The following is a 15,926-nucleotide window of genomic DNA, read 5'->3' as shown; positions in this document are numbered from 1 at the left end:
TGAATCGAGTCGGTGTCCACGAGTTGGTCCAAGCGAGCATTTCGGCACTTGGACGCGGACCCCGCGCACCGGCCGCCCGCGGCGATTCCCTTACCCGCTCAGGACTCGACCGCGCGCACCGGGGATCCGACCGTGACCGCGCACGCCCCGACCCAGCAGGTCCGCCACGGTATCCAGGTCACCGGACCGCAGCGCCGCGGCCGCGGCGGTGAGGTCGGCCGCGACCCGCTCCAGCACCCCGGCCACCGGCAGGGTGTTGCCCGCGAGGATCGACCGCCACAGCACCGGGTCCCCGGCCGCGATCCGCGTCACGTCCCGCAATCCCTGCCCCGCCAGGCCGAGCGCGGTGTCGTCGCCACCCGCCAGGCTCGCCGCCACCGCCGACGCCACCACGTGCGGGGCGTGCGACACCAGGGCCACCGCCGAGTCGTGCGCGCCCGCGTCCACGGTCACGGCCTCAGCGCCGCACAGCGACACCAGTTCCCGCGCCAGGTCCAAGGCGTCCGCGCCCGCCTCGGGGCCGGGGCACAGCGCCCAGGGGCGACCGGCGAACAGGTCCGCGCGGCCCGCCGCCGGGCCGGACACCTCACGGCCCGCCAGCGGATGCCCTGGTACGTAAGAGACGAGGTCGCACCCGAGCCGTCGCGCGTCGGCCACCGGGCCCGCCTTGACGCTGGCCACGTCGGTGTACGCGCGCGCGGCGCCCCGCCGCTGCAACTCGGCCAGCCGTGCCGCCACGGCGTGCGGCGGCACGGCGATCACCGCCAGGTCCACTCCCTGACCGGACCAGCGCAGCCCGGCGCCGAGTTCCCCGGCCACCCGCACGGCGTGCGCGTCGACGTCGGCCAGGTACACCGCCACCCCGCGCTCGCGGAGGGCCAACGCGACCGAGGTCCCGATCAACCCGGTGCCCACGACGAGCGCCTTCCCGATGTCCACCGCTACTCCCTGCCGTCCACTTGGACGGTGTCCAACCTCGGGCTTGGACACCTGCGAAGTCCGGAGACCGATCGCCGAGCGCCCGCGCCCGGACCACGTCGAGAACGTCGAGAATGTCGGCAGGGCAGGCAGCACGGAGCACGGCACCGCCGCGCCGCGGAGTGCGGGCACGGCACGACCGCGCGGGGTGGGACCGGCCTCGTCGTCGAAGCCCGGCCACACCGCGCGCTGCCCGTATTCGCTTGCCGCGGCCCGGTTCGCCGCCGCGTGATCACCCGTCCCGTGTGCCGTCAGCCCGTCGGCACACCCCGGGCCACCGCCCCACCGGGGCGTCCCCGATCACGACCGGGAGGAGACTCCCCGCAGGTCGTGCTCGTCGTGCGACACGTCGGTCGCCCGGTTCTCCAGGTGGTCGGCGAACCCCGCCCACACCCGGGCGTGGTCCCTGGCGAACGCCGCGACCACGCCGTAGAGGTGCGGCGGCACACCGCGCAGGATCCGCTCCCACTCCTGCCCGTCCATGGAGTGCATGGCGAGCATGCGCAGCAGGATCCGGCCGACCTCGTTGAGCCGCAGGGCGGGATCGGCCTTGAGCCGCTCCAGCACCGCGAGGCGCTCCCGGTCCACGGCGCGGCCGAGGTCCGGCTCCGGCCAGGTCAGCGGGTGCGGTTTGGGCCGCAGCGCCCGGTTCCCGTCCGGGGTCGGGCTCTCGCCGCGCTCCAGCCTGCCCCGCACGTCCCGGACCGTCTCCGGGGAGATGCCGACCTGCTTGGCGACCTGGCGCAGGGACAGCCCCGGGTCGCTGCGGATCAGGTCGGCGGCCTGCTTGCGGCGCTCCGTGCTGTCCACGGGCCGGATCCGGCCGTCCCGCCCGATCCTGGCCTCGTTGCCGCCTTCCCCGCCGCGCCTGCGCAGGTCGGCCACGGTGCCCGCGGAGATGCCGGTCGCCGACGCCACCCGCCGGTCGGACCACTGCGGGTGCGTCCCCATGATCTGGGCCGCCGCGCGCTTGCGGTCGGCGAGCGAAAGCGGCAGACCGTGCCGGATGTTCGCCTCGACGGCCAGGACGAACGCGTCGGATTCGGTGCCGTCCACGAACCGCGCCGCGATTGTCCGGTCTCCGCGTACCCGTGCCACCTTCAACCGGTGCAGGCCGTCGACCACCCGCATCGTCGGTCGGTGTACCAGAATGGGCGGAAGCTCCCCTTCTGCCAACAACAGCGTCTCGACGTGCTCCGGGTCCTCACCCGAGGTTCTTGGCGAGCACACGGACGACAGCCGGGACAGCTCGATTTCGACGGCCGGGAGAGCGAATATGTCAACTCTCGTCGGATCCACCTAGCCCCCATTGGATCTCGTCTACGTCAACGTTTTCGTTTTTTCGGTACAGCCTGGGAGCGCGTCGTCCAACCGCTCAGCCTCGGTGGTTGGACGCCGTGCCCCGCCCGCGCCCGCCCCGGGGTCCTCGACGCTGGGGATCCCCTCGAACACCTCTGGCAGGCCGTGTGCGCGGACCGCTATCTCAGCCCGACAAGGGCCGATGCCCGGTGTGGCCGACCTGGTCGGTACCGGGCCGACCGCACGCGCCCGGCGCCGGTCGGGTCAGCGGTGCCGCCGGACGGGGAACTGCGGTAGCCCCGTGGTCGGACGCGGAGGTCGCGCCCCATCGGTCCCCGGCGAGTGCACACGGCGTCAGCATGGCATGACCGATCGTCATGCGGCAATTGCCAAACAAAACGACACCCCGGACAGGTTGTCACTGACTATCGCATTCGTATGTTCACAAATGCCGTTGACTATCGGGTTTTGCATTAGTATACTGCCGCGCACCAAAATCCGCACGCGCCGGATGAATCCAATTAGGCTGTTCGCGGGTTCAATTAGACCGATCGCAGGTCTTGATCATTCGAAGGCGCCGGCTAAGGTACCCGGCCGGTCGCGGGCCGCTGACATTGGGCTGTCCGAACCAGGTGTATCGCCAGACGTGGTGACCGCCACGACGCGGCGCGGCGATCGCTTCATTCCCCGGTAGCGTCCCGGCCACGCACTCGAACCGCGTGTTCGCCACGCGCGAACCGGCCGGTGCGGGGGTCACCGCAGCCTCGGGTCTTCCGAGGGGTCGGCGAGCATCGGCGGGCACCCGTGCTCGACCGCCTCGGGGCGCAGTTCGTAGTGCCACGGCTCGTTGCGGTAGACCTGGCACAGCCCGAACTCGGCGCCGTGCGCGGACAACCACGCGGCGGACGGGGGCGGACCGACGTCGACCGCGTGCCCCGCCACGTGAATGGACTTCTCCGGCGTGGCCACCCACCGGGCCGCCTCCTCCTCGGAGCCGTACCGCGCCACCGCGCCGCGGCGCAGGTGCTCCTGGTACGCCGGGGACCGCCAGCCGCTGTTGACCCGCAGCACCACACCGTCCCGGGCGGCGGCGGTCGCGGCCCCGCGCAGCGCGGCGAGCAGGGCCGGGTCCAGGTTGACCACGCCCGCGACCTCGTCGTCGAAGACCGAGGCGCCGTGGGGGACGGCGCCGTCGGCCGGGCCGAAGACGGGGCTGGGCGCGGTCTCGCTGTCGGTCACCCGCCGGAGTCAAGACCACGCGGTGTTGCGGACGCGTATGCGGTTTTCGATACGCTGGCGATATGCCGCCTGCTCGGAGCGCCGGTCCATGCGCGTGCTGATCGTCGAGGACGAACCCTATCTGGCCCAGGCCATCCGCGACGGCCTGCGGCTGGCGGCGATCGCGGCGGACGTGGCGGGCGACGGCGACACCGCGCTGGAGATGTTGGGCGTCAACGCCTACGACATCGCCGTGCTCGACCGCGACATCCCCGGCCCCTCCGGCGACGAGATCGCCGCGCACATCGTCGCCCGCGACACCGGCATGCCGATCCTCATGCTCACCGCGGCCGACCGCCTCGACGACAAGGTCTCCGGGTTCGAGCTCGGCGCGGACGACTACCTCACCAAACCCTTCGAGCTGCGCGAACTCGTGCTCCGGTTGCGCGCGCTCGACCGCAGGCGCGCCCGCAACCGGCCACCGGTGCGGGAGATCGCGGGGCTGCGGCTGGACTCGTTCCGCCGCGAGGTCTACCGGGACGGCCGGTACATCGCGCTGACCCGCAAGCAGTTCGCGGTGCTCGAGGTGCTCGTCGACGCCGACGGCGGCGTCGTCAGCGCCGAGGAGCTGCTGGAGCGGGCGTGGGACGAGAACGCCGACCCGTTCACCAACGCCGTGCGCATCACCGTCTCGGCGCTGCGCAAGCGGCTCGGCGAGCCCTGGGTCATCGCGACCGTGGCGGGTGTCGGCTACCGCATCGACACGGCGCCGAGCGCCGCGGGCGAGGACCGTGGATAGGGCGCGCGGTCTGAGCGCCCGGCTCAAACTCACCCTCAGCTACGTCGGTTTCCTGATGGTCGCGGGCACGCTGCTGCTCGCCGCCGTCGGCGTGTTCCTGCTCGGCTACCAGCGCGCGGTCCCCCTGCCGCGGCCGGTGGTGATCGCGCCGCCCGGCCGGGCGCTGATCCGCGCCTTCGCCCCGACCGCGGCCGTCGTGCTGGGGCTGCTGCTGGTGTTCGGCTTCCTCGGCGGGTGGCTCCTGGCGGGCCGCATGCTCGCGCCGCTGACCCGGGTCACCGACGCCGCGCGCAAGGCGGCGAACGCGTCGCTGTCGCACCGGATCCGGTTGGAGGGCCGCAAGGACGAGTTCCGCGAGCTCGCCGACGCCTTCGACACCATGCTGGCGCGGCTCGAGGCGCACGTCGCCGAGCAGCGCCGCTTCGCCGCGAACGCCTCCCACGAGCTGCGCACCCCGCTGTCGATCACGCAGACGCTGCTGGAGGTGGCGCGCGACGACCCGGACCGGGACACCGACGAACTCGTCGCGCGCCTCGCCCTGGTCAACGCGAGGGCGATCGAGCTGACCGAGGCGCTGCTCATGCTCAGCCGCGCCGAGCAGCGGACCTTCAGCCGGGAACCGGTCGACCTGTCGCTGCTGGCGGAAGAGGCCACCGAAACCCTGCTCCCCCTTGCGGAACGGCGCGGGCTCACGATCGCGACCCGCGGCGACATCTGCCCCGCGGAGGGATCGTCCGCGCTCCTGCTGCAGCTGACCACGAACCTCGTGCACAACGCCATCGCGCACAACCTGCCGGAGGGCAAGGTGTGGGTCACGACCAGCGTCCACCCGGCGAGCGCGGTGCTCGTCGTCGAGAACACGGGGGAACCGCTTGCCGCGGAGCTGGTCTCGACGCTCACCGAGCCGTTCCAGCGCGGCACCGAGCGGATCCACAGCGACCAGGCGGGTTTCGGCCTCGGCCTGGCGATCGTCAAGAGCATCACCTGCGCCCACGACGGGACGCTGACCCTCACCCCCCGGCCCACCGGGGGGCTCCGGGTCGCGGTGCGGCTGCCCGCCGCACCGCGACCCGACCTCGACTAGGTGATGGGGAAGTCGAAGTACGTGTCCGGGTAGGGCTCGCCCTTGAGCGAGTAGTGCCACCACTCGTAGGCGTACGCGCTGAACCCGCTGACCTCCATGATGGCGCGGAGGTGCTCGCGGTTCTCCGTCTCCTGTGGACTGATCCCGTCCGCGCCGTGGTGCGACACGGGGTCCATCAGGTCGTGGTCGCCACCCATCGGCGCGAGCTCACCGGTGTCCAGGCGGTAGATCGTCAGGTCGACCGTGCTGCCCCGGCTGTGCCCCGACTTGGCGGCCACGTAGCCCTTCTCGAACATCTCGGACCGCTCGATGTTCGGGTAGTGCCGCGCCTTCGTGCGCCCGTCCTCCGGCTGCCGCGACCAGTGCAGGAAGTTGTCGACGGCGCGCTGCGGGCGGTAGCCGTCCCAGAGGAGCAGGCTGAAGCCGCGCGCGGCGGCTTCCTCCTGCGCGTTCTCCAGTGCCGCGCACAGGGCCTTCGTGCCGACGATCCGGTTCACCAGGTAGCCGTCCACCGGTTTGCCGGTGAAGTTGTCCCAGGTGGCGTACTTGGCGTCCCAGCGGATGCCCGGGACGAACTCGTCTGCGTAGACGAAGTCGTCGATCACTGGGCCTTCCCGGTGAGGGTGAGCGACACCAGGCGGTCGATCACGTCACCGAGCGGCAGCCCGGCGGCGGCCATCATCCGGGGGTAGCGGCTGTAGGAGGTCAGGCCGGGCAGGGTGTTGACCTCGTTGAGGACCACCTCGCCGTCCTCCTTGAGGAACAGGTCCACCCGGGCGAGGCCCCGGCAGCCCAGGGCGCTGTAGATGCGCTTCGCGGTCTCCTGGACGCGCGCGCGGGACTCCTCGGGGATGTCCGCGGGCACGATGAAGGTGGAGTTCTCGGAGCCCTTCTCGGGCTCCGCCTCCTGGTGGATCTTGAAGAAGCCGTGGGTCAGCGCGACCCGGTCGACCTCACCGGCGAACAGGTCCTGGTCGTTGCCCAGGATCGCGCAGCCGATCTCACTGCCGACGACGGCGCCCTCGATCAGCACCTTGGAGTCGTACTGGCGCGCGGTCTCCAGCGCCTCGGCCAGCTCCTCCTTGCGGGTCACCTTGGTGACGCCGAAGGACGAACCCGAGCGGGCGGGCTTGACGAAGACGGGGTAGGTGAGCGCGTCGGCGTCGACGGTCTCGTCCGGGGTGATGATCCAGAAGTCCGGCGTCGCGATGCCCGCGTTGCGGACGGCGAGGTAGGTGAGGGACTTGTCGATGCACAGGGTGGAGCTCTGGATGTCGCAGCCCACGTACGGGATGCCGGAGAGCTCGAACAGGCCCTGGATCACGCCGTCCTCGCCGAACTTGCCGTGCATGACGGACATGACCACGTCCAGCCGCACGGTTTCGCACTGGCCCGGCTCGAGGACCAGCAGGCCGTGGGCGCCGCGGTCCGGCGAGAGCACGGCGGGCTTGCCGCTGCTCTCCCAGTCGCCCTCGGGGCTGTCGCACAGCAGCCACGAACCGCTCTGGGTGATCCCGATGTAGAACGGCTCGTACTTCTCGGTGTCGAGGCTCTTCTCGACCTCGCGCACCGACTTGACAGAGATAGGGTGTTCCTCGGAACAGCCGCCGAAAATGATTCCGATCTTCAGCCTATCCATGCCGCTTCCCACTTTCGAATTCCAGACAGTTTGCGATGGAGTTTTCAATGGTGTCGCTCAGTGCGTGATCCGTGTAGTAAGCGGTGTGCGGGCTGATGAGCACGTTCGGCAGTTTTTGCAGCCGCAGCAACAGCGAACTCTTGATGGTGGTGTTGCGGCAGTCCGCGTAGAAGATCCCCTCTTCTTCTTCGAGGACGTCCAGCGCCGCGCCGCCTAACTTGCCGCTTTCCAGGGCCGCGATGAGCGCCTCGGTGTCGATCAGCGGGCCCCGCCCGGTGTTGATGACGTAGGCGCCGTCCCGCATCCGCTCGATGCGCCGCGCGTCGAGCAGGTGGTACGTCCCCTCGTTGAGCGGCGTGTGCAGCGAGACGATATCGCTCTCCGCCAGCAATTCGTCGAGGGACACGTAGTTCGCGTCGGTCGCGGGAATGGCGTCGAAGGCCAGCACCCGGCAGCCGAACCCGCGCAGCCGGTCGAGGACCGCGGCGCCGATGCGCCCGGTGCCGACCACGCCGACGGTCAGGTCCCGCAGTTCCCGGCCGCGCACGTCGTTGAGCCGGTAGTCGTGCACGTCCACGCGGCGGATCATCGCTTTTGCGTTCCGCACCGCCATGAGCATCAGCATCAGCGTGTAGTCGCCCACGCTGTCCGGCGAGTAGTTGACGTTCCCCACGACGATGCCGACGCGCTCGGCGTACTCCACGTCGATGTGGTTGAACCCGACGCTCCGCGTCGAGATGTACTCGACCCCGGCCTCGCTCAGCGCGAGCAGCACGTCGTTGGTCACCCGGGTCTTGTGCCCGACGCTGATGCACCGGTTCCCCGCGGCCAATTCAACATTGGCTTCCGAAACCGGCTCATCGGTCATTGTCGGATTGATTCCGAACCGAGGCGTCATTTCCCGAAACAGCGCGGCCTCATCCTGCGCGCACCCATAAATGGTGATCCCGGTTGTCAGCACAGCCGAGGGGGACGCGGACGCCAGCGATCGGGTGCGGAGCTCCGCTGTTCGTGCCGGTTCGCTATAGGCCATACCAGGCAGTATAGACAGCGCGCCGTCCCCACCACGTATGCGGTTCTCCATATCCGGACGATATGTCACCAGCCCGTAGTCCCAGGACCACCCACCGTATCGATCCCCTCTTCACCAGGCCGGTTCAGGAACCACCCGCACCGCACCTTCGCAGCACGCTGGTTCAGAAACCGCCCGCACCGTGGGGGTCTGGGGGGTCGCCCCCCAGAAACAAACGCGAAACGCAAAAGGCGAGTGCTCTCCACGAGCACTCGCCTCCCATGCGTGGAGCTGAGGGGACTCGAACCCCTGACCCTCACACTGCCAGTGTGATGCGCTACCAGCTGCGCCACAGCCCCGGGTCAGTCGCGCTCGGGACGTTGTCCCTGTCGCGATGTGGATACGCTACAACACCGGTTGCCAGGGTGGAAATCGGGGGTGCGGGAAGCGGGTCTTCCCTGGTCCGGGGCGTGGGGTGTAGACCAGTGGGATGACGGCTGTGGCGTTGGGCGTGGACGGGGCCGTGGGACTGGACCCCGCCGAGCGGCGGATCGTGCAGCAGGCCCGGCTCCAAGGGCTGGTGGGCCGGCTGCTGGTCGCCGGGGGTGTCCAGGCCGAGCGGCTGCGGGACTGCGGCGTGCGGTCCGGCGCCGACGTCGAACTCGACGACCTGCCGAGGCTGCCCACCGTCCGCAAGCGCGACCTGTGGGAGCACTACCCGTACGGGTTGCGCGCCGTCGACGCCGATGACGTGGTGTGCGTCCACGGTTCGTCCGGCACCGGCGGTCGCCCCACGCTCGTGCCGTACACCGCCAACGACCTGCGCATCTGGGCCGAGGTGGTCGCCCGGGCCCTCGCCGGGGCGGGCGCGACGCCGAAGAGCGTGATCCACAACGCCTACGGCTACGGGTTGTTCACCGGCGGCCTCGGCATCCACCACGGCGCCGTGCACCTCGGCGCCACCGTGGTCCCGATGTCCGGCGGCCTGACCGACCGCCAGGTCCGGCTCATCCAGGACCTGCGCCCCGACGTGCTGACCTGCACGCCCTCCTACGCCATCCACCTGGGCGAGGCGCTCGCCGGGGCCGGGGTCGGGACGAACTCCCTGCGCGCCGGGCTGCACGGGGCGGAGCCGTGGACCAACGAGATGCGGGACCAGATCGAGAGCCTGCTGGGCATCCGCGCCCTCGACATCTACGGCCTGTCCGAGATCATCGGACCGGGTGTGGCCTGCGAGTCCCTGGACTCCGACGGCATGCTCAACGTCGCCGAGGACCACTTCTACCCGGAGTGCGTCGACGCCGACGGCAACCCGGTCCCCGACGGCACGCCCGGCGAACTGGTCTTCACGACCCTCACCAAGACCGGTATGCCGCTGCTGCGCTACCGCACCGGCGACGTGGCCACGCTCGACGGTCCGGTGCCCGGCTCCCCGCGCACGCTGCGGCGGATGTCCAAACTGCTTGGTCGCACCGACGACATGCTCGTCATCCGCGGTGTCAACGTCTTCCCCACCGAGGTCGAGGCCGTCGTGCTCGCCGACGCCCGGGTCAGCCCGCACTACCTGCTCGTCGAGGACCGGCGGGACCCCGCGCGGCCGGAGCTGCGCGTCGCCGTCGAGAGCCACGGCGACGCCGACGCGGTCACGCACGCGCTCGGCACCGCCCTGCGCGAACGCCTCGGGCTGACCTGCGTGGTCAAGGTGCTGCCCGCGGGCACGGTCCCGCGCGCGGAGACGGGCAAGGCCCAGCGACTGCGCCGCTGGACCGAGGGGCCCGCCCCGCTGCCCGGTCTGGACTAGGCGACTAAGAGCCCGCGCCCGCCGCCACCGCGTTGTCCAGCCACTTGGGGTCGGACGTGTCGACGATCTTGGTGCCGATGGCCAGGGTCGGGGTACCGAAGCTCTTCTGGCCGTTGTACTCCTGCTGCAGGTAGTCCGTGGTGCGGACCTTCTGGAACGCGTCGCTGACGTCCTTGTCGTACTTGCCCGACCGGATGCCGTCCGCAAACGTTTGCGAGGTCAGTCCCAGCGACTTGCCGAGCGCGATCAACTGGTCCTTCGACCAGCCGCGGGCGCCTTCCTCCGGCTGGCTGCCGAACAGGCTCTTGTGGAACGCGAGGAACTTGCCCTCGTCCGCGGCCAGCAGCGCCGCGTTGGCCGAGTCGGTGGAGTAGCCCGCCGGGTCGGAGCGGTCGTTGAGCATGTTGAGCATGTGGAAGCGGACCTTGATCTCCCCCGCCGCCAGCTTCTCCTCCACCGAGGCGCCGTACGCGCTCTCGAACGAGCCGCAGGCCGGGCAGAGGAAGTCCTCGTAGACGTCGACGGTGACCTTGGCCGCGTCCTTGCCGACCAGCACCGCAGCGCCGTCGCGCACCGCCGGGACCTCGACACCGGTGTTCTTGACCGCGATGGCCTGGCCGGACGTGTCGTCCTTCTGGCTCCTGGTGAAGATCACGCCACCGACGACCGCCACCGCGATGACCAGCACCACGACGATGCCGATGGCCGTCTTGCGGTCGACGCCCGACTTGCGCGCCGCCGCCACCGCGCCCTTGCCGGACCCGGTCGGTCGCGCCCCGGCACCCGTCTGCGCTCCCTGCCGCCGCTTGCGCGCGCTGCGCTCCGCTCCGCCCACCTGTCCCGAACCTCCCTAACCGACCGGCTCCGCCGCCCGCCCCAGCCGGGCGTCCAGCGAGAACCGGGTGCGCGGCCGGACCACCAGCCACACCGCCAGCACCAGGAACCCGATGTCCCTGGCGATCTCCTCGGGGTACCGCGTGTCGCCCGCGGCGACCTGGCCGCCGCCGCCGAAGCAGCCGCAGTCGATGCTCAGGCCCCTGGCCCACGACTGCGCCACCGCGGCGATGAACGCCAGCAGCACCACACCGGACAGCACCGCGGTCAGCCGCGTGCCCAGGCCCAGCACCAGGAGCACGCCCAGGGCCAGTTCCAGGAACGGCATCGCGGCGGCGACCACGCTGACCACACCGCCGGGCAGCACGTCGTAGGCCTGCACCGCGATGAAGGTCTGGTTCGGGTCGCGCACCTTGAGCCAGCCCGAGACCAGCCACACCGCCGCCAGCCCGAGCCGCAGCACCGTGCCGATCACGTCGAGCACCACGGGTTCGCCCGACCGGACCCGCTCAGCCACCGCCGGTTCCGTCACGACCACGGAGGCTACCCGCGCACGCTGAGCGCAACCTGAGAACCTTGTTGTGTGCTTGGACTCCCGGACCTGCCGGTGCGCGCCACCCTCCCGGAAATCACCCGGACGGTGGACGAACGCGGTACCGCCGTGCTCGTCGCACCCCCTGGAACCGGCAAGACCACACTCGTGCCCCTGGCGCTGGCCGAATCCGGCGGCAAAGTCGTAGTAGCGGAACCGCGCCGACTGGCCGCACGGGCCGCCGCAGCACGCATGGCCTCGTTGTTGGGCGAACCCGTCGGCCGCACAGTCGGCTACGCGGTGCGCGGCGACCGCAAGACCTCCCGCGAGACCAGGATCGAGGTCGTCACCTCGGGCCTACTGGTCCGCCGATTGCAGCACGACCCGGAGCTGTCCGGTGTGGACACGGTCTTGCTCGACGAGTGCCACGAGCGCCACCTGGACGCCGACCTCCTGCTGGCCCTGCTGCTCGACGCCCGCGACGGCCTCCGCCCGGACCTGCGGCTGCTGGCGACGAGCGCGACCGTCGCCGAGGGCAGGCTCGCCGAGCTGCTCGGCAATGCCCCCGTGATCCGCGTCGAGGCCAGGACACACCCGGTCCAGATCCTTTACTCCCCACCCACCAGGGCCGAACGGCTCGACTCGTGCGTGGCCAGGACAGTCCGAACGGCACTGTCCACACATGACGGTGATGTGCTGGTGTTCCTCCCCGGCGCCGCCGAGATCCGCCGAGTGACCGCAGCCCTGCACGGCATCGACGCCGACCTACTCCCCCTGCACGGCCGACTCGCCTCAGCCGAGCAGGACGCCGCCCTGACCCCAGGCCGCCGCAGGCGAGTAGTGCTCTCCACCGCCGTAGCCGAGTCCAGCCTCACAGTGCCAGGCGTCCGGATCGTGGTGGACGCAGGCCAGTCCCGCGTCTCCCGCGTCGACCACCGCCGGGGCATGTCGGGCCTGACGACCGTCCGCGTCTCCGCCGCGGTAGCCGATCAGCGCGCAGGCCGCGCAGGCCGCGAAGCCCCAGGCTGGGTCTACCGCTGCTGGCCAGAACACGAGCACGGCACGCTCCCCCGCTACCCCGAGCCAGAGATCCGCACCGCCGACCTGACCCGCCTGGCCCTGGAACTCGCCTGCTGGGGCACCCCCGACGGCAGCGGCCTCCGCTGGTGGGACGAGCCCCCAGCAGGCCCCCTCGCCGCAGGCCGCGAAGCCCTCACCGCCCTAGGCGCCCTGACCGAGGACTCCGTCACCGCCCGCGGCCGTTCCATGGCTGCCCTAGGCCTGCACCCCCGCCTGGCCCGAGCCCTCCTGGACGGCGCACCCCGCGTAGGCACCACCCGCGCGGCCCAAATCGTCGCCCTACTGGACGACGACACCCTGGCCTCCACTACCGACCTGGACTCGGCCCTGCGCATCGACTCCCCGCGCTGGCGCCGCGAAACCCGCAGACTCGCCGCCCTGGTCGACAACACCCCAACCGGCACCGACGACCCCGCCCTGGTCGTAGCCCTGGCCCACCCCGAACGCCTGGCCCGCCGACGCGCCAAGGACCAGCCCGTCTACCTCATGGCCAACGGCACCGCCGTCGAACTCCTCCCCGGCAACGGCCTGGGCGACCCCGAGTGGCTGGCCATCGCCGTGGCCGAACGCGTCCCAGGCGCCGCCCATGGCAGGGTCCGCCTAGCCGCCCGCGCCGACGAGGCCCTGGCTGCCGAGGTAGTAGGCATCACCGCCGAAGACGAGGTCACTTGGCGCGACGGCGACGTAGTAGCCCGCCGAGTCCGTCGAATCGGCGCGATCGTCCTCCAAGAACGCCCACTCCCCACCCCACCCGCCGACGCCGTCCGCGCCGCAGTCCTGGATGGCCTACGCCGCACCGGCCTATCCCTGGTCCGCTTCACCCCCGCAGCCCAGTCCCTACGCACCCGCCTAGCCCTCCTGCACCGCACCCTCGGCGACCCCTGGCCCGCCGTGGACGACACCGCGCTCCTCTCCGCCGCCGAAACCTGGATCGGCAACGCCCACAACCGCGCCACCCTCTCCCGCCTGGACATGACCCAGGCTCTCCGCGCTCTCCTCCCCTGGCCCCAGGCCACCCGCCTGGAAGAACTCGTTCCGGAACGCCTGACCGTCCCCTCCGGCTCAGCCCTGAAGATCGACTACACCGGAGACACCCCCGCCCTACCGGTAAAGATCCAAGAGGTCTTCGGCTGGACCGCCACCCCCACGATCGTCGACGGCAAGGTCCCGATCGTCCTGCACCTGCTCTCCCCGGCCTCCCGCCCAGTAGCGGTCACCGCCGACCTGACGTCCTTCTGGACAACCGGCTACCACCAGGTCCGAGGCGAACTGAGAGGCCGCTACCCCAAACACCGCTGGCCCGACGACCCCCTGGCCGCCGACCCCACCCGCCACACCACCCAACGCCGCCGCACCTAGTCCCCTCCAACCAGAGACTCTCGAGCTTTCGCCATGACCTCATACTCCTCGGCATAGATCCCAGGCCACTCCGCAGCCAGACTTCGGTAGATTCCGCAGGACTCATCCATCGCCGCCAGCACTTCCCGACGCGCGTCTGCACGTTCGAGCATCCCGTGCGCAGATTGCACACAGGCCAGTCTCCATAGGCATCTGGCAAATGCGGGAAGGTAGGCCACCGGATCCGCACGTGCGTGTCCACGAAGGATCTCAACCGCTTCATGGGCGAACGCCAACGCGGCGGGAACCTCCCCGACCAGAGCGAACTGGGAACTGGCGTTGCTGAGGGTCGTAGCAAGCTCAGCGCGATAGGCGATCGGGTCTACCTCAACGAGTGCGCGACGGATGTCTACCGCTTCACGGAGGAAGGACAGCGCCTCCCACTGCTCCCCCGCTAGGGAAAGTCGGCTCCCGAGGTTGTTGAGGCCGGAGGCGAAACCGGGCAGGCGCTTGACCGGATCCGCCTCGACCAGTTCACGATATAATTCCACTCCTTCTCGAGTGGGCGCCAGCGCAGCCGTCTTCTCCCCCGCCTTGGTGGCATTGACGCCGAGATTGATCAGGCTCATGGCGAGACCGGCCAGGTATTTGGCCGGGCCCAAGAGGCTTATTTAGCGGCGTAGAAGTAGAGGGCGATAACGGCCGATATGGTGTCGGTGAAAGTGTCGATGGGTGGTTTCGTCATCGACGACCTTGTGGCCTGAGATCCCCGCCAGCACGGCGGCGACCATCTCGTTGGCGCGGCGGTCGTGGGCGAGGATGTCGGCCACACAGTCCTCGCCGAGCCGGTCGGGGCGGAAAGGATTGAGGGCCAAATCCCGGGGCGACATTTCCGGGTACGCGGTGTCGTGCCAGGCCAAGACCGCTGCCGGGTCGGACACCCCCGCCGAAGTGAGCAGTTGGCGTGCGAGGTCGCCGGTGGGCAGGGGCCCGAACAAGGTGGCGAGCACGACAGCGCTTTGGGCTTGGTGGCTGGGTGGACCGGGCACCGCGTCGACCACCACGTGTTCGGCGAAGGCCGTCGCCGCCTGCTCGAACGCGGCCCACCGGTCATCCACGCTGCCCGCCAGGTCGGTCAGGGCGATCGGGTCGGCGATCTCGATCGGCAAGCGGTCCAGGTGGTGGTTCAAGCCGGAACGCAGGTTGGCCAGCGAACGGACCAGGAGCAGGATCCGGACGGTGCGCTTAGTACCGAAGGGAGCGACGACCGGATCACCTGCACCAAGGTGTCCAGCGGCCAGCGCTCCGCGTAGTCCACGACGATCAGGTCCGAGCCGGACCACTCCGGCGCAGACTCCACATCCGGCAGGACATCCCCCGGCGAGACCCGCCCCGACACCGCCCGCGCCACACCCCAGCCCGCCTCGACGCACTCCCCCGCGAACGCGTTCGCCAGGCGGGTCTTCCCCTGACCACCCGCCCCATGCACCACCAGCAGCGACGCCGGACAATCCGCCTCATCCCGCCATCGCAGCAACGCGTCCTGCACAGCCACCCGAGGCCAGAACGGTACGACCTCCCGTCGCGCGTCCAGCAGGTAACTCGGCGTCCGCCGGTGCCGAGGCACCCACTCGTCCCGCCCAGCCGGCCCCAGCCGCTGGATCTGGCAGCCGGTCGCCCAAAAGCCAGGGTCACGTTCCCCGCCGACCCGATCTGGATGTTCGGCCCGTTGACCCACGAACCGGAAACCGAGTTCACCGAACCCACACCCCAGGATCGCACACGGAGATCGACAAGACGGGCCCCACCGAACAGGCGCATGCTGGAGCCCGTGTGTGCGACCAAAGCCAACAAGACCCAAGAGACGCTGTTCCGCTACGCCGTCCTCCTCAAAGGCATAGACGGCGGCGGCCAACTCCTCGCCGGCCTGGCCTTGGCCCTCATCCCACCCACCGTCATCACCGGCGTAGTCCACGCCATCATCACCCGCGACCTGATAGGCGACGGGACGCTCGCCCACCACCTCACCCACGCCGCACAGGACTTCACCGACGGCGGCACCAAGACGTTCGCGATCATCTACCTGATCCTGCACGGCTTGATCAAGCTCGCCCTCGTCATCGCGCTGATGAAGCACTATCGCCGGGCGTATCCCGTGGCCGCGGTCGTCCTCGGACTTTTCGTCGCCTACGAGATCTACCGCGCGATCGACACGGGCAGCATTGTCCTCCCGATATTCGCGCTACTTGACGTAGTCGTCATCTACCTCGTCATCCGCGAATACCGCCTTACCTAAGTAAGGTCCGATCACT

At 70.3% G+C, this 15,926-nt stretch carries 16 protein-coding genes and 1 tRNA gene; 5 read left to right on the top strand and 12 right to left on the bottom strand.

What is annotated here, in order from left to right:
* Window positions 1-90: 90 nt before the first annotated feature.
* From V5P93_RS05905 to V5P93_RS05895, 3 genes are all read right to left on the bottom strand, one after another.
* A complete protein-coding gene (locus V5P93_RS05905) occupies window positions 91-939 on the bottom strand; it encodes a prephenate dehydrogenase (protein WP_104478377.1) in 849 nt (282 codons plus the stop codon).
* A gap of 339 nt (window positions 940-1,278) precedes the next feature.
* Entirely contained in the window at window positions 1,279-2,109 is an 831-nt protein-coding gene (locus V5P93_RS05900) for a winged helix-turn-helix transcriptional regulator (RefSeq protein ID WP_342752253.1), read from the bottom strand.
* 921 nt (window positions 2,110-3,030) lie between these two features.
* Window positions 3,031-3,516 (bottom strand): M15 family metallopeptidase, encoded by a 486-nt coding sequence (locus tag V5P93_RS05895; protein ID WP_104478375.1) that lies wholly within the window; start codon window positions 3,514-3,516, stop codon window positions 3,031-3,033.
* Between the two features lie 88 nt (window positions 3,517-3,604).
* Between V5P93_RS05895 and V5P93_RS05890 the strand changes: the two genes are divergently transcribed.
* On the top strand, window positions 3,605-4,294 hold the full coding sequence (locus V5P93_RS05890; protein WP_104478374.1) for a response regulator transcription factor: 690 nt from the start codon (window positions 3,605-3,607) through the stop codon (window positions 4,292-4,294).
* On the top strand, window positions 4,287-5,378 hold the full coding sequence (locus tag V5P93_RS05885) for a HAMP domain-containing sensor histidine kinase (RefSeq protein ID WP_181043394.1): 1,092 nt from the start codon (window positions 4,287-4,289) through the stop codon (window positions 5,376-5,378). The genes V5P93_RS05890 and V5P93_RS05885 overlap by 8 nt, the downstream gene beginning before the upstream one ends.
* Here the strand turns inward: V5P93_RS05885 and vanX are convergent.
* From vanX to V5P93_RS05865, 4 genes are all read right to left on the bottom strand, one after another.
* On the bottom strand, window positions 5,375-5,983 hold the full coding sequence (gene vanX, locus V5P93_RS05880) for a D-Ala-D-Ala dipeptidase VanX (protein WP_104478373.1): 609 nt from the start codon (window positions 5,981-5,983) through the stop codon (window positions 5,375-5,377). The genes V5P93_RS05885 and vanX overlap by 4 nt on opposite strands.
* Window positions 5,980-7,017, bottom strand: coding sequence for a D-alanine--(R)-lactate ligase (gene vanA / locus V5P93_RS05875; RefSeq protein WP_104478372.1), 1,038 nt, complete (start codon window positions 7,015-7,017; stop codon window positions 5,980-5,982). The genes vanX and vanA overlap by 4 nt, the downstream gene beginning before the upstream one ends.
* The gene (vanH, locus tag V5P93_RS05870; protein WP_374066448.1) at window positions 7,010-7,978 is read right to left on the bottom strand and encodes a D-lactate dehydrogenase VanH; all 969 of its coding nucleotides are present in this window, start codon (window positions 7,976-7,978) and stop codon (window positions 7,010-7,012) included. The genes vanA and vanH overlap by 8 nt, the downstream gene beginning before the upstream one ends.
* A 337-nt stretch (window positions 7,979-8,315) precedes the next feature.
* A tRNA-Ala gene (locus V5P93_RS05865) sits at window positions 8,316-8,388 on the bottom strand.
* 131 nt (window positions 8,389-8,519) lie between these two features.
* Between V5P93_RS05865 and V5P93_RS05860 the strand changes: the two genes are divergently transcribed.
* Window positions 8,520-9,830 carry a phenylacetate--CoA ligase family protein gene (locus V5P93_RS05860; RefSeq protein WP_104478370.1) on the top strand — a complete coding sequence of 437 codons (1,311 nt, stop codon included), beginning with the start codon at window positions 8,520-8,522 and terminating at the stop codon, window positions 9,828-9,830.
* Window positions 9,831-9,834: 4 nt separating this feature from the next.
* On the opposite strand, the gene V5P93_RS05855 is transcribed toward V5P93_RS05860, so the two are convergent.
* Both V5P93_RS05855 and V5P93_RS05850 read right to left on the bottom strand, forming a co-directional pair.
* Window positions 9,835-10,665 (bottom strand): thioredoxin domain-containing protein, encoded by an 831-nt coding sequence (locus tag V5P93_RS05855; RefSeq protein WP_104478369.1) that lies wholly within the window; start codon window positions 10,663-10,665, stop codon window positions 9,835-9,837.
* A gap of 15 nt (window positions 10,666-10,680) precedes the next feature.
* Window positions 10,681-11,136, bottom strand: coding sequence for a MauE/DoxX family redox-associated membrane protein (locus V5P93_RS05850; RefSeq protein WP_281261654.1), 456 nt, complete (start codon window positions 11,134-11,136; stop codon window positions 10,681-10,683).
* Window positions 11,137-11,247: 111 nt separating this feature from the next.
* Between V5P93_RS05850 and hrpB the strand changes: the two genes are divergently transcribed.
* Entirely contained in the window at window positions 11,248-13,635 is a 2,388-nt protein-coding gene (gene hrpB, locus V5P93_RS05845; protein WP_104478368.1) for an ATP-dependent helicase HrpB, read from the top strand.
* Here the strand turns inward: hrpB and V5P93_RS05840 are convergent.
* The 3 genes from V5P93_RS05840 to V5P93_RS05830 are packed head-to-tail and all read right to left on the bottom strand — an operon-like array spanning window position 13,632 to window position 15,169.
* Entirely contained in the window at window positions 13,632-14,243 is a 612-nt protein-coding gene (locus tag V5P93_RS05840; protein ID WP_104478726.1) for a tetratricopeptide repeat protein, read from the bottom strand. The genes hrpB and V5P93_RS05840 overlap by 4 nt on opposite strands.
* Window positions 14,244-14,285: 42 nt before the next feature.
* Window positions 14,286-14,804, bottom strand: a complete 519-nt coding sequence (locus tag V5P93_RS05835; protein WP_104478367.1) for a hypothetical protein — start codon at window positions 14,802-14,804, stop codon at window positions 14,286-14,288.
* The gene (locus V5P93_RS05830; RefSeq protein ID WP_146107971.1) at window positions 14,801-15,169 is read right to left on the bottom strand and encodes an ATP-binding protein; all 369 of its coding nucleotides are present in this window, start codon (window positions 15,167-15,169) and stop codon (window positions 14,801-14,803) included. Before V5P93_RS05830 ends, V5P93_RS05835 begins: the two co-directional genes overlap by 4 nt.
* A 276-nt stretch (window positions 15,170-15,445) precedes the next feature.
* Between V5P93_RS05830 and V5P93_RS05825 the strand changes: the two genes are divergently transcribed.
* Window positions 15,446-15,910: a DUF2127 domain-containing protein gene (locus tag V5P93_RS05825; protein WP_245931175.1), complete on the top strand. Its 465-nt coding sequence runs from the start codon at window positions 15,446-15,448 to the stop codon at window positions 15,908-15,910.
* Window positions 15,911-15,926: the final 16 nt, after the last annotated feature.

Source organism: Actinokineospora auranticolor (genome assembly GCF_041897805.1).
In the GTDB taxonomy this organism is placed as follows: Bacteria; Actinomycetota; Actinomycetes; order Mycobacteriales; family Pseudonocardiaceae; genus Actinokineospora; species Actinokineospora auranticolor.
The sequence above is the reverse complement of the archived record's forward strand: the minus strand, read 5'-3'. Positions and strand labels throughout refer to the sequence as shown.

Coding starts and splice junctions, on each gene's coding strand:
- V5P93_RS05900 (WP_342752253.1), bottom strand. CDS start 2,109: ATGCGGGTGGTCGACGGCCTGCACCGGTTGAAGGTGGCACGGGTACGC.
- V5P93_RS05840 (WP_104478726.1), bottom strand. CDS start 14,243: ATGAGCCTGATCAATCTCGGCGTCAATGCCACCAAGGCGGGGGAGAAG.
- V5P93_RS05860 (WP_104478370.1), top strand. CDS start 8,520: ATGACGGCTGTGGCGTTGGGCGTGGACGGGGCCGTGGGACTGGACCCC.
- vanA (WP_104478372.1), bottom strand. CDS start 7,017: ATGGATAGGCTGAAGATCGGAATCATTTTCGGCGGCTGTTCCGAGGAA.
- V5P93_RS05890 (WP_104478374.1), top strand. CDS start 3,605: ATGCGCGTGCTGATCGTCGAGGACGAACCCTATCTGGCCCAGGCCATC.